This window comes from Pseudidiomarina terrestris (genome assembly GCF_030466405.1).
In the GTDB taxonomy this organism is placed as follows: Bacteria; Pseudomonadota; Gammaproteobacteria; order Enterobacterales; family Alteromonadaceae; genus Pseudidiomarina; species Pseudidiomarina terrestris.
In genome coordinates this window covers 493,087-505,297 of the sequence record NZ_JAGGJF010000001.1, presented here as the reverse complement: position 1 = coordinate 505,297, position 12,211 = coordinate 493,087, and the positions used below count along the sequence as shown (strand labels likewise).

Below are 12,211 nucleotides of genomic sequence, written 5' to 3'. Positions count from 1 at the left end.
AGTTAAAGAGTGAGTACAAATAGGGTGTCTAACCTTGCAGTAAGATAAAGCATGTTAGATTATAGTTGAGCGGACTGGCACAGTAGGTCGCAAGGAAACTGCCGGATTCAAAACAATAAAAAGAAAAAGGATGCAACTAATGGCTAAAGGGCAAACATTACAAGACCCATTTTTGAACGCTTTGCGTCGGGAGCGCGTACCGGTTTCTATCTATCTGGTGAATGGCATTAAGTTGCAGGGGCAAATTGAATCTTTCGACCAATTTGTGATTCTGCTGAAAAATACCGTAAGTCAGATGGTGTATAAGCATGCAATTTCAACTGTGGTTCCAGCTCGCATTCCACAGAACTACCTCCCGCAACAAGAAGCGGGTAGTGAAGAGGCAATTGATTAATAAACGATTCTTGAAGGAGCAGTGGTAGCTTGTTTGATAGATTTGAAAGTGGTGAACAGGCTATCCTGGTGCACGTCGATTTTCCCATTGAGACGGATCGGGAAGACCTCTCTGAACTTAAATTACTGGTGTCTTCGGCAGGGGTAGAGACCCTTGCTGTCATGACTGCATCGCGTTCGACACCCAGCTCCAGATATTTTGTCGGTAGTGGTAAAGCAGAGGAAGTCGCGGAAGCGGTGAAGCTGCACAATGCCAATATCGTCATCTTCAATCACAGTTTAAGCCCCACGCAAGAGCGTAACCTGGAAAAACTGTGTCAGTGCCGGGTACTAGACCGTACCGGACTGATTCTGGATATCTTTGCGCAGCGCGCGCGAACCCACGAAGGTAAATTACAGGTTGAGTTAGCCCAACTGCGGCACATTTCGACGCGACTGGTTCGCGGCTGGACCCACCTGGAACGACAAAAAGGTGGTATCGGTCTGCGCGGTCCGGGTGAAACCCAGCTGGAAACCGACCGCCGGTTGATCCGCGGCCGCATTAAAAATATTCTCGGCCGCCTGGAAAAAGTCCAGAAGCAGCGTGAACAGGGCCGCCGGGCGCGGCAACGCGCCGAAGTGCCAACGGTATCTCTGGTCGGCTACACCAACGCGGGCAAGTCGACGTTGTTTAACCGGATAACAGAGAGTAAGGTCTACGCAGCGGATCAGCTGTTTGCAACCTTGGATCCGACCTTGCGAAAACTGGAACTGGAAGATGTTGGTACCGTTATTCTGGCCGACACAGTAGGCTTTATTCGGCATCTTCCCCATGAGTTAGTGGCAGCGTTTAAAGCGACACTGCAGGAAACTCAGGATGCTGACTTGCTGCTGCATGTCATTGATATCAGTGACGAGCGGCAACAGGAGAATGTCGAACAGGTGACCGCGGTGCTGGAGGAAATTGGCGCCGATGAAGTTCCTCAGCTATTGGTTTGTAATAAGATCGACCAGCTTGCTGAGGCCGATGCCCGCATCGATTACGACGACAATGGTCGTCCAATTCGAGTCTGGCTGTCAGCACAAACCGGCGTGGGAATTGAGTTACTTGAACAAGCATTGGTGCAACGCTTACGACCGGAAATGGTCAATCTTTCATTGCGCATTCCGCCGTCTATGGGTAAGTTGCGCGGGCGTTTGTATGCTTTGCACAGTGTCACTGAAGAGCAAGCTTGCGATGATGGCGCAATGGCCCTGAAAATACGGATGTCAGCGGTCGATTGGCGGCGGCTGTGTAAACAAGTTGCCGATGAGTATGGCGCTAGTCTGCAAGGCTTTGTAGAATAGATAGCAACGAAAACGTAATTAAACCTTAAATTCGATCCAAATCTGGAGTAATCAATGGCCTGGAATCAACCGGGAAACGGTAATAACAACGACCGTGATCCATGGAAAAATCAAGGTGGTCGCGACCAAGGTCCTCCTGACCTTGATGAAGCGGTCAAAAATTTATTAGCCAAGCTGGGCTTCGGCGGCTCAGGTAAAAAAGGTGGCGGCAAGTCCAGCGGTGGCGGCTTTTCAGGTAAAGGCTTTGGTATCATCGCGGTACTGCTCGTTGTGGTTTGGTTTATCGCCGGTTTTTATACAGTGAAAGAAGCAGAGCGCGGCGTAGTCCTGCGGTTTGGTAACTTTCATAACTTAGTTGAGTCAGGTCTGCATTGGCGTCCGATCTTTGTTGATACTGTTGAAACAGTCGATGTCAGCAACGTACGTCAGTTCCAGTCAGAAGGCTTTATGCTGACTCAGGACGAAAACGTAGTCCACGTTGAGCTTGACGTTCAGTACCGGGTGATTAACCCACGTGACTATTTGTTTGCGGTAGAAAATGCGGACAGCAGTCTGGCCCAGGCCACGGATAGCGCCTTGCGCTATGTGGTAGGTCACACCACGATGGATGAAGTTTTAACCGTGGGTCGTGAGAATGTTCGTGCGAACACTTTAGAGTTGCTCGAGAACATTACCGCGCCTTACCAGTTAGGTATTCAAATCGTTGACATCAACTTGCTTCCTGCGCGTCCTCCTGAGGCCGTAAAAGATGCTTTTGATGATGCCATTGCAGCACAAGAGGATGAGCAACGCTTTATTCGTGAAGCCGAAGCTTATGCGCGTGAGCGTGAGCCGACAGCACGTGGTCGGGTACGGCGTATCCTGCAAGAAGCACAGGCTTATCGTGAGCAACAAATCCTGAAAGCTCAGGGTGAGGTGGCTCGTTTTAATGCCTTGCTGCCACAGTACCAAGCCGCGCCACAGGTGACACGTGAGCGTCTCTACCTGGAAACTATCGAGAAGATCTATTCTGAGACCGCTAAGGTGATGATCGATGTGGAAGGTAGCAACAACATGATGTACCTGCCGCTGGAGAAGATCCTGGAAAGACAACGTCGCTCAATCAGCTCAAGTGGTATGGATAGCATTGGTGACCAGGGGCAAAGCTCAAGCAACCCGGACAGTGCGCAAAGCAACAATCGGAGCACGACAACAAATCCAACGGGTCGTACCAGTGATCGTTACGACGGAGGTCGGGGCTAAACCATGAAAAATTTAATAGCAATACTCGTGATTATCGCCGCGTTGTTAGGTTTCTCTTCACTCTTTGTGGTGAATGAAGGGCAACGCGCAATCGTCATCCAGTTTGGTAAAGTCCAGCGTGATGCCGATACCGGTATGCCAACGGTTTATGAACCAGGTTTACATTTCAAACTTCCGTTTATCGAGCAAGTAAAGCGGCTTGATGCACGGTTCAAGACTCTTGATGGCGACCCGGATCGTTTTGTAACCAGCGAGAAGAAAGATCTGATCGTGGATACCTACGTGAAGTGGCGTATTTCTGACTTCGCAACTTATTACCTGTCCACCAACGGTGGTAATCAGGCGCAGGCAGAAGACTTGTTGACCCGTCGGGTGAACAGTGGGCTGCGCGCTGAGTTTGGTAGTCGCACCATCAAAGAGATCGTCTCTGGTGAGCGCGATAATCTGATGCGTGAAGCATTGATTCGTGGTGCGGACAGTGCCAAGGAACTTGGAATTGAAGTTATCGACGTTCGCGTCATGCAGATTAACCTGCCGACGGAAGTCAGCCAGTCCATTTTCCAACGTATGCGTGCAGAGCGTCAGGCAGTAGCGATGGAACACCGTTCTGAAGGTCGTGAGCAGGCGGAATTCATTCGCGCTGATGTTGATGCCCGAATCACCGTCATGTTAGCTGATGCCAGCCGTGAATCACGCGAGTTGCGTGGTGAAGGTGACGCAGAGGCCGCAGGCATATACGCGGAAGCCTATCAGAAAGATGCGGAGTTCTTTGCCTTCATTCGAAGCCTGCAAGCCTACCAGAAGAGCTTTGAAGGTGGTAACGATGTGCTCGTACTCGAGCCAGACAGTGAGTTCTTTAAATACCTGAAAAACATGTCAGGGAAATAATTCAAAAGCCGGCCTCGCGCCGGCTTTTTTATCGATTTTGTGAGCTTATGACTTATAAAAAACATTATCAGTACTTTCTGCAACAGCACCCCCAGACTCTGCACTGCTCGCCTCACAGTCATCATTACTGGCCCGACGTCACCCGTCAGGCACAGCTTGATTATTGGGAGGATAGTGCCAAAGGTGCTGACCATAAATGGGATATTATTTTTGGTGAGCGCATTCCTGCGGTGCAGCAGCATCTGGCGCGTTTGTTAGAACACCCGGCACCTGAACAGTTTGTGTTTGCGCAAAATACTCATGAGCTTTTGTATCGGGTGATGACCTGTTTCGACCCGCAACAACCTTTACGGATCCTGACCACCGACGGTGAATTCCATAGCTTTTCCCGGCAACTGCGGCGGCTGCAGGAGCGCCCGAACGTTGAGGTGGTGCGCATTGCCTGCGAGCCTTATCAAAGCTTCCCTGAGCGCTGGCAGGCAGCGGTCAGAGAAGATTGTTATGAGCTGGTGTTCACCAGCCAGGTGTTTTTTAATTCGGGTGTGGTGGCACCGCCCATCAAAGACTGGCTGCATATGCTGAGTGAGTCGACGCTGGTCATGGTTGACGGCTACCACGGCTGTGGTGCGTTACCCACCAGCCTGCGTAGTGTGGCTGATCGCGTGTTTTACCTCGCGGGGAGCTACAAGTACCTGCAAGCCGGCGAGGGCTGTTGCTTTATGACCGTGCCTCGCAACTGCGAGCTGCGCCCGGAGTATACCGGCTGGTTTGCGGATTTTGCCAACCTGGAAAAGCCGCAACAGGGAGAGGTAGGTTACGCTGGCGATGGCCTGCGCTTTGCCGGTGCGACCATGGATTTTACCGCTTTGTATCGCTTACAGGCGGTACTGGACTGGTGGCAGCGCGACGGGATTAACGTGGAGCAGGTGCACGCTTATGTGCAGCAGTTGCAAGCCCGCTTCTTACAGGTTATCGACGAGCTGGAGCACCCGTTACTGAATCGTGGTGCTTTGTTAGCGGATCGGTTGGACCATCACGGCCACTTCCTGACCTTTGAACTCGACACGCCCGCCCAGGCCGCGGAGCTGGCTGCTGTGTTAAGGCAAGCCGGCATCGAGACCGATGTGCGCGGCCGCAGGTTACGATTTGGCTTTGCCCTCTATCACGATGCGAGTGACTACGAACAACTGAAAAAAGCGTTCGTTGTCGGCTGAACGGGCTACCGAAGGGGGCGAATTCCTGTTAAAATCGCCGCCTGTTTTTTCAACAGTAAAGCTGGTGACAGGTATCATGGGTAAAAACGTCGTAATTCTCGGCACGCAATGGGGTGACGAAGGTAAAGGTAAGATAGTTGATTTACTTACCAATAAGGCTTCTCTGGCAGTTCGTTATCAAGGGGGCCACAATGCCGGTCATACTCTTGTAATTAACGGTGAGAAGACTGTTCTGCATTTAATTCCATCGGCCATTTTGCGTGAGAACGTGAAGTGTGTGATTGGTAACGGCGTCGTGCTGTCGCCAGAAGCTCTGATGGAAGAAATTGCGATGCTGGAAAAGCGTAACGTTCCCGTACGTGAGCGACTTCTGATTAGTGAAGCCTGTCCGCTGATTCTGCCTTACCATATTGCTTTGGACCAGGCGCGCGAGAAAGCGCGTGGTAATAAAGCCATCGGTACCACCGGCCGCGGCATTGGTCCAGCGTACGAAGATAAAGTGGCCCGCCGCGGGCTGCGAGTTGGCGATTTATTCAATTTCACCCGTTTTGAAGAAAAACTGCGTGAAGTGGTCGAGTTCCATAACTTTACCTTGACCAATTACTATCATGTTGACGCTGTTGACGTGGAAGAAGTTCTTGCCTATTGCAAAGAAGTGGCCCAGCAGCTGCAGGGCATGGTCGCGGATATCCCAGGATTGCTTGACGATGCCCGTAAAGCCGGTGAGAACATTATGTTCGAAGGCGCTCAGGGTACCTTGCTGGATATCGATCACGGTACTTATCCATACGTGACCTCATCAAACACCACTGCGGGTGGCGTATCGACAGGTGCAGGCTTTGGCCCGCGTTACATCGATTATGTACTGGGCATTGTGAAAGCTTACACCACGCGTGTTGGTAGTGGTCCGTTCCCGACAGAACTGGACTGTGATGTGGGAGAGCACCTGGGTGTTAAAGGCCACGAGTTTGGTGCAACCACCGGCCGCAAACGCCGGACGGGCTGGTTTGATGCGGTAGCCGCTCGCCGTGCGGTACAAATCAACTCGGTCAGTGGCTTCTGTTTGACCAAGCTGGATGTACTGGATGGTTTGCAGGAATTGAAAATTTGTATTGGTTATAAATTACCAGATGGTAGTATTACCGAATACCCACCGATGGCTGCGGAAGATTACGATACGGTTGAACCTGTATACGAATCTATGCCAGGTTGGGAAGAAAGCACAGTGGGTATCACAGAACATAAAGATTTACCGACTGCAGCGCTTGCTTATATCAAGCGTATTGAAGCACTGACTGGTGTTCCTGTGGACATTATTTCGACAGGTCCAGACCGCGCTGAAACGATTATTTTGCGCCATCCGTTCGCAAATTAACCAATCAGTCGCGGAATAGTAAAAAAATCGGCATTTCCTATTGCATCATCAAAATCGATACAATAGAATGCGCTCCACCTAACCGGGGTGCCGGCATAGCTCAGTTGGTAGAGCAACTGACTTGTAATCAGTAGGTCCCGAGTTCGACTCTTGGTGCCGGCACCAACTCAAAATTTGTTCGGAGGGGTTCCCGAGTGGCCAAAGGGATCAGACTGTAAATCTGACGGCTCAGCCTTCGCAGGTTCGAATCCTGCCCCCTCCACCAATTTGCATTTCTTTAGAATGCGGTGAGTCCAGAATGGTTTGAGGTGGCCCGATTCTAGGCATGCGGGTATCGTATAATGGCTATTACCTCAGCCTTCCAAGCTGATGATGTGGGTTCGATTCCCACTACCCGCTCCACATAATCTGTCGTGCTGATATAGCTCAGTTGGTAGAGCGCACCCTTGGTAAGGGTGAGGTCGGCGGTTCGAATCCGCCTATCAGCACCATCTTTTCGGTCCGTCCTTGCAGCCCATTCCTCGGTTACGTAAATTTACTTATTTGACTAAATTTTTGGTGGTAAGCCACCGTACGTTGTCCAAAGAGAGGCTGTCATGTCAAAAGAAAAATTTGAACGTTCGAAACCGCATGTGAACGTCGGTACAATCGGCCACGTTGACCATGGTAAAACTACTCTGACTGCAGCGATCACCACTGTATTGGCAAAAACCTACGGTGGCGCAGCGAAAGACTTCGCTATGATCGATAACGCACCAGAAGAGAAAGCGCGTGGTATCACCATTTCAACTTCACACGTTGAGTATGACACGCCAGCGCGTCACTACGCTCACGTTGATTGCCCAGGACACGCTGACTATGTGAAAAACATGATCACCGGTGCTGCGCAGATGGACGGCGCGATTCTTGTTGTAGCTGCTACTGACGGCCCAATGCCACAAACGCGTGAGCACATCCTGTTGTCACGTCAGGTAGGCGTACCTTTCATCGTTGTATTCATGAACAAATGTGACATGGTTGACGACGAAGAGCTGTTGGAACTGGTTGAGATGGAAGTTCGTGAACTTCTTTCTGAATACGACTTCCCAGGTGACGACTTACCAGTGATTCAAGGTTCAGCGCTGAAAGCGTTGGAAGGCGAAGAGCAGTGGGAAGCGAAAATCATCGAACTGGCAGAAGCACTGGACAGCTACATCCCAGAACCAGAGCGTGATATCGATAAGCCGTTCATCATGCCAATCGAAGACGTATTCTCAATCTCAGGCCGTGGTACTGTAGTTACCGGTCGTGTTGAGCGCGGTATCGTTCGCACAGGTGACGAAGTAGAAATCGTAGGTATCAAAGACACTACGAAGACTATCGTAACTGGTGTTGAGATGTTCCGTAAGCTGCTTGACGAAGGTCGTGCAGGTGAGAACATCGGTGCCTTGTTGCGTGGTACTAAGCGTGACGAGATCCAACGTGGTCAGGTACTGGCGAAGCCAGGTTCAATCACTCCGCACACCAAGTTTGAAGCGGAAGTATACGTATTGAACAAAGAAGAAGGTGGCCGTCACACGCCATTCTTTAAAGGCTACCGTCCACAGTTCTACTTCCGTACCACTGACGTAACTGGTGCAGTACAGTTGCCAGAAGGCGTGGAAATGGTAATGCCAGGCGACAACCTGAAGTTTGTTGTTGACCTGATTCACCCCATCGCGATGGACGAAGGTTTACGCTTCGCAATCCGTGAAGGTGGCCGTACAGTAGGTGCTGGCGTAGTTTCTAAAATCTTAGACTAATTACGCTGCGTACAACTGACGCATTGAAAAAAGGGAGCCTCGGCTCCCTTTTTTGATGGGGTGAACTGAAACACACGAATAACAAGGAACGCTCTTGTTTTAAGTCACTTGATCGGTATAATACAGCGTCCATTTTCCGACGAATATCGCGGGAAATTTTAGGGGTGTAGTTCCAATTGGTAGAACAGCGGTCTCCAAAACCGACGGTTGGGGGTTCGAATCCCTCCACCCCTGCCAAAGAATATTCAAAGGCGTTCCTCGTTACTCGAACGCTTCGCTGCTCGGCACTTTGTTGTTCGTTTTACACGAAGAGCGAGTATCGCGAACGCACGAAAAGTGAGGCGGAGCCGAACGTACGAGTCACGAAAACGATTTTTTAATGAACAGGATTGAATAATGAGTGCAACTTCCGAAACGCAAAGCAGTTCTTTCGATAGCATTAAGTGGATCATCGCTATCGCGCTTTTAGCTGCAGCCGTGGTGGGTAACTACTATTACGGTGAAACCGTATCTGTACTCTATCGTGCCATCGCCGTGGTCGTGCTTGTTGCGGTAGCTGGCATTGTCGCAGGGATGACCGGTAAGGGCCGTCGCTTCCGTTCTTTCGCGAAAGAAAGCCGCACTGAAGTGCGCCGCGTGGTATGGCCAAGCCGTCAGGAAGCCACTCAAACCACTATCATCGTGGTCATCGCAACAGCGATCGTATCATTGATTCTGTGGGGTATGGATGCCATTCTAGTACGCGTAGTTGGCTTTTTCACCGGACTGGAGTTTTAAATAATGAGCGATAAGAAACGCTGGTACGTGGTCCAGGCATTTTCAGGTTATGAAGCTCGCGTTGCCCAATCGTTACGCGAGTACATCAAGATGCACGGTATGGAAGACAAGTTCGGTGAAGTTCTTGTGCCAACCGAAGAAGTCGTCGAAATGAAAGCGGGACAGCGTCGCAAGAGCGAACGCAAATTCTTCCCGGGTTACGTTTTGGTCGAAATGGCCATGGACGAAGAAAGCTGGCACTTAGTGAAAAGCATTCCTCGGGTACTGGGTTTCATCGGTGGTAAGCAAGACCGCCCAACCCCGATCACACAGAAAGAAGCAGACGCGATTCTTAACCGCCTGCAGGAGTCTGTTGATAAACCACGTCCTAAGACCTTATTTGAACCAGGTGAAGTCGTGCGCGTTAACGATGGTCCATTTGCAGACTTTAACGGTACCGTTGAAAGCGTTGACTACGAAAAGAGTCGCCTGACAGTATCGGTCTCCATCTTTGGCCGTGCGACGCCAGTTGAACTTGAGTTTGCTCAGGTCGAGAAAGCTTAAGCGTAAGGCCGAAATCGGCAACTGTGCTGATGCTAAAAAATAGTGTACGAATAACGACCACTATTGTGGCTCGGTGTATTGCAATAGGGTGCGAATACAGCTATAATTCGCGTCCTTTTTTCCGTAGGGGAGCCGTTTGAGTAAGTCACCCCTTGGTTTTTGAGGTCTGAAAATGACAGCAAAAATTGAAGACTTACAAGGCGTTAGACCCAAACCAAGAGGTATAGAACATGGCTAAGAAAGTAAGTGCTATCATCAAGCTGCAAGTAGCAGCTGGTGCAGCTAACCCGTCACCTCCTGTTGGTCCAGCACTTGGTCAACACGGTGTGAACATCATGGAATTCTGTAAAGCGTTCAACGCAGCAACTGACCAGCTTGAAAAAGGCGCGCCAGTTCCAGTTGAAATTACAGTGTTCGAAGATCGTTCTTTCACGTTTATCACTAAGACTCCTCCAGCAGCCTTCTTGTTGAAGAAAGCGGCAGGTATCAAAAGTGGTTCAGGTCGTCCTAACACAGAGAAAGTGGGTACCGTTACCCGTGCTCAGTTAGAAGAGATTGCCAAGGTTAAAGAGCCTGACTTAACAGCGGCTGACCTTGATGCAGCAGTACGTACTATCGCCGGCTCTGCTCGCGCGATGGGCCTGAATGTGGAGGGTCTGTAAGATGGCTAAATTAAGCAAACGCGCTCGCATGATCGCAGAAAAAGTTGAAGCTCGTGATTACGAAATCAACGAAGCTATCAGCCTGTTGAAAGAACTTGCGACAGCAAAATTTAAAGAAAGCGTTGATGTTTCTGTCAACCTCGGTATCGACGCTCGTAAATCTGACCAAAACGTTCGTGGTGCAACTGTACTGCCTAACGGTACTGGTCGTGACGTTCGCGTAGCAGTATTCACTAGCGGCGCAAACGTAGAAAAAGCTAAAGAAGCTGGTGCTGACCTGGTCGGTATGGAAGACCTGGCTGAGCTGGTGAAGAAAGGCGAAATGAACTTTGACGTTGTTGTCGCTTCTCCAGACGCTATGCGTGTTGTTGGCCAGTTAGGTCAAATCTTAGGCCCACGTGGCCTGATGCCAAACCCGAAAACGGGCACGGTAACACCTGATGTAGCAACAGCGGTACAAAACGCGAAAGCGGGTCAGATTCGTTATCGCAACGATAAAGCGGGTATCATCCACGCAACTATCGGTAAAGTTGATTTCGATAACGACAAATTGAAAGAAAACTTAGAATCGCTATTGGCAGCTCTGAAGAAAGCTAAGCCTTCTTCAGCAAAAGGCCAGTACATCAAGAAAGTTAGCTTGTCGACAACTATGGGCGCTGGCGTAGCCATCGACCAGGGTACGTTGGATAGCAAGTAAAGGTTTGTGGGTTGGAGTCGCCACTTCAGTGTAATAGCTAAGTGAATGTGGCTCCCGTCCAAGACCGCAGGTGTCTCGCGGTGATTTCTGCGAAGAAATGATTAGCGACACTTAATTTCCTGCGCAGATGGTGTAATCCGGCTCAGACTCTCTGGGTAAGAGATTCACCGTGACAACGTGGTAGATGCAGTTCCGGTCTGCCTATGTGTAACGATAGTCCGCGGCTTTGCCAAGGACTAAAAAAAGAGGTGATATCAGTGGCACTAGGTTTAGCAGCAAAAAAAGCAATCGTTAAAGAAGTTAACGAAGTTGCTTCAAACGCTCTATCCGTCGCTGTTGCTGAGTATCGCGGTATGGAAGTTGCGGACATGACCGTGCTGCGCCGTCAAGCGCGTGAGCAAGGTGTATATCTGAAAGTTATTCGGAATACGCTTGCGAAACGTGCCTTTGAAGGTACGCAGTTTAACGACATGGACGAAGTACTGAAAGGCCCACTTGTTTACGGCTTTTCTTTGGACGCACCAGGCGCTTCTGCGCGTCTGTTCAAAGATTTCGCTAAAGCAAACAAGCACCTTAAAGTAACTGCCCTGCATATCGGTAACGGTGTGATGGGTGCAGATAAACTTGATGCAGTTGCATCTCTTCCGACGCGTGACGAAGCATTGGCGAAATTGCTGGCCACCTTCAAAGCACCTGTTAGTAAGTTCGTTCGTACAGTTAACGAAGTTCCTACTAAATTTGTGCGGGTGTTGGCGGCAATTAAAGACGCTAAATAGAGACGGTTTTATTAACCAATTTTTTGTAATTTATAACCCAGGAGTTTAGAGTTATGGCTCTTACTAAAGATGATATTTTGAATGCAATCGCTGAAATGCCAGTTATGGAACTGGTTGAGTTGATTGAAGCTGCAGAAGAAAAGTTTGGTGTTGACGCATCTGCTTCTGTTGCAGTAGCTGCTGGTCCAGCTGCCGCTGCTGAAGCTGCTGAAGAACAAACTGAATTCGACGTTGTGTTGAAAGCAGCGGGCTCAAACAAAGTTGGCGCGATCAAAGCAGTTCGCAGCGCAACTGGTCTTGGCCTGAAAGAAGCAAAAGCTATGGTTGAGTCTGCACCTGTTGCCGTTAAAGAAGGCATCAACAAAGACGAAGCTGAAGCACTGAAGAAGCAGCTTGAAGAAGCTGGTGCAGAAGTTGAAATTAAATAAACAACTGCATACAAAAAACTTGGCCAATTAGGCCTGGGCCTGGTGACTTTTTGAGTCACCAGGCTTTTTGCGCTGTTAAGCATGTATCATTTTTGCCCGTTATTGGGGT

At 49.8% G+C, this 12,211-nt stretch carries 13 protein-coding genes and 5 tRNA genes; all 18 read left to right on the top strand.

The features are described from left to right. The first annotated feature begins 139 nt into the window (after positions 1-139). The 18 genes from hfq to rplL all read left to right on the top strand — a co-directional run bounded on the left by hfq (position 140) and on the right by rplL (position 12,102). On the top strand, positions 140-394 hold the full coding sequence (gene hfq, locus J6J34_RS02355) for an RNA chaperone Hfq (protein ID WP_034733993.1): 255 nt from the start codon (positions 140-142) through the stop codon (positions 392-394). Between the two features lie 29 nt (positions 395-423). Then, complete coding sequence (hflX, locus tag J6J34_RS02350; protein ID WP_301719338.1) at positions 424-1,719, top strand: ribosome rescue GTPase HflX; 1,296 nt, start codon at positions 424-426, stop codon at positions 1,717-1,719. Positions 1,720-1,773: 54 nt separating this feature from the next. Then, complete coding sequence (hflK, locus tag J6J34_RS02345; protein WP_301719339.1) at positions 1,774-2,961, top strand: FtsH protease activity modulator HflK; 1,188 nt, start codon at positions 1,774-1,776, stop codon at positions 2,959-2,961. A gap of 3 nt (positions 2,962-2,964) precedes the next feature. Continuing rightward, a complete protein-coding gene (hflC, locus tag J6J34_RS02340; RefSeq protein ID WP_301719340.1) occupies positions 2,965-3,849 on the top strand; it encodes a protease modulator HflC in 885 nt (294 codons plus the stop codon). Positions 3,850-3,896: 47 nt separating this feature from the next. After that, positions 3,897-5,063, top strand: coding sequence for an aminotransferase class V-fold PLP-dependent enzyme (locus J6J34_RS02335; protein ID WP_301898428.1), 1,167 nt, complete (start codon positions 3,897-3,899; stop codon positions 5,061-5,063). 76 nt (positions 5,064-5,139) lie between these two features. Further along, positions 5,140-6,438: an adenylosuccinate synthase gene (locus J6J34_RS02330; RefSeq protein WP_301719342.1), complete on the top strand. Its 1,299-nt coding sequence runs from the start codon at positions 5,140-5,142 to the stop codon at positions 6,436-6,438. 89 nt (positions 6,439-6,527) lie between these two features. Continuing rightward, positions 6,528-6,603, top strand: a tRNA-Thr gene (locus J6J34_RS02325). Between the two features lie 15 nt (positions 6,604-6,618). Next, positions 6,619-6,703 (top strand) — tRNA-Tyr (locus tag J6J34_RS02320). A 62-nt stretch (positions 6,704-6,765) separates the two neighbouring features. Then, positions 6,766-6,840, top strand: a tRNA-Gly gene (locus J6J34_RS02315). 13 nt (positions 6,841-6,853) lie between these two features. Next, positions 6,854-6,929, top strand: a tRNA-Thr gene (locus tag J6J34_RS02310). 105 nt (positions 6,930-7,034) lie between these two features. Next, positions 7,035-8,219 carry an elongation factor Tu gene (gene tuf / locus J6J34_RS02305; protein ID WP_301719343.1) on the top strand — a complete coding sequence of 395 codons (1,185 nt, stop codon included), beginning with the start codon at positions 7,035-7,037 and terminating at the stop codon, positions 8,217-8,219. 160 nt (positions 8,220-8,379) lie between these two features. Beyond that, positions 8,380-8,456 (top strand) — tRNA-Trp (locus J6J34_RS02300). 159 nt (positions 8,457-8,615) lie between these two features. Beyond that, complete coding sequence (gene secE, locus J6J34_RS02295) at positions 8,616-8,996, top strand: preprotein translocase subunit SecE (RefSeq protein WP_301719344.1); 381 nt, start codon at positions 8,616-8,618, stop codon at positions 8,994-8,996. A gap of 3 nt (positions 8,997-8,999) precedes the next feature. Continuing rightward, complete coding sequence (gene nusG, locus J6J34_RS02290; RefSeq protein WP_301719345.1) at positions 9,000-9,539, top strand: transcription termination/antitermination protein NusG; 540 nt, start codon at positions 9,000-9,002, stop codon at positions 9,537-9,539. A 230-nt stretch (positions 9,540-9,769) separates the two neighbouring features. Continuing rightward, a complete protein-coding gene (gene rplK / locus J6J34_RS02285; protein ID WP_126763538.1) occupies positions 9,770-10,201 on the top strand; it encodes a 50S ribosomal protein L11 in 432 nt (143 codons plus the stop codon). Position 10,202: 1 nt separating this feature from the next. Then, positions 10,203-10,898, top strand: coding sequence for a 50S ribosomal protein L1 (gene rplA / locus J6J34_RS02280; RefSeq protein WP_301719346.1), 696 nt, complete (start codon positions 10,203-10,205; stop codon positions 10,896-10,898). A gap of 257 nt (positions 10,899-11,155) precedes the next feature. Further along, on the top strand, positions 11,156-11,674 hold the full coding sequence (gene rplJ, locus J6J34_RS02275; protein WP_301719347.1) for a 50S ribosomal protein L10: 519 nt from the start codon (positions 11,156-11,158) through the stop codon (positions 11,672-11,674). Positions 11,675-11,727: 53 nt separating this feature from the next. Then, positions 11,728-12,102, top strand: a complete 375-nt coding sequence (gene rplL / locus J6J34_RS02270; RefSeq protein ID WP_301719348.1) for a 50S ribosomal protein L7/L12 — start codon at positions 11,728-11,730, stop codon at positions 12,100-12,102. Positions 12,103-12,211 lie beyond the last annotated feature (109 nt).

What these genes read in the sequence shown, in the direction of transcription:
- hfq (WP_034733993.1), top strand. Translation starts at nt 140, where the DNA reads ATGGCTAAAGGGCAAACATTACAAGACCCATTTTTGAACGCTTTGCGT.
- hflK (WP_301719339.1), top strand. Translation starts at nt 1,774, where the DNA reads ATGGCCTGGAATCAACCGGGAAACGGTAATAACAACGACCGTGATCCA.
- hflC (WP_301719340.1), top strand. Translation starts at nt 2,965, where the DNA reads ATGAAAAATTTAATAGCAATACTCGTGATTATCGCCGCGTTGTTAGGT.
- J6J34_RS02335 (WP_301898428.1), top strand. Translation starts at nt 3,897, where the DNA reads ATGACTTATAAAAAACATTATCAGTACTTTCTGCAACAGCACCCCCAG.
- J6J34_RS02330 (WP_301719342.1), top strand. Translation starts at nt 5,140, where the DNA reads ATGGGTAAAAACGTCGTAATTCTCGGCACGCAATGGGGTGACGAAGGT.
- tuf (WP_301719343.1), top strand. Translation starts at nt 7,035, where the DNA reads ATGTCAAAAGAAAAATTTGAACGTTCGAAACCGCATGTGAACGTCGGT.
- secE (WP_301719344.1), top strand. Translation starts at nt 8,616, where the DNA reads ATGAGTGCAACTTCCGAAACGCAAAGCAGTTCTTTCGATAGCATTAAG.
- nusG (WP_301719345.1), top strand. Translation starts at nt 9,000, where the DNA reads ATGAGCGATAAGAAACGCTGGTACGTGGTCCAGGCATTTTCAGGTTAT.
- rplK (WP_126763538.1), top strand. Translation starts at nt 9,770, where the DNA reads ATGGCTAAGAAAGTAAGTGCTATCATCAAGCTGCAAGTAGCAGCTGGT.
- rplA (WP_301719346.1), top strand. Translation starts at nt 10,203, where the DNA reads ATGGCTAAATTAAGCAAACGCGCTCGCATGATCGCAGAAAAAGTTGAA.
- rplL (WP_301719348.1), top strand. Translation starts at nt 11,728, where the DNA reads ATGGCTCTTACTAAAGATGATATTTTGAATGCAATCGCTGAAATGCCA.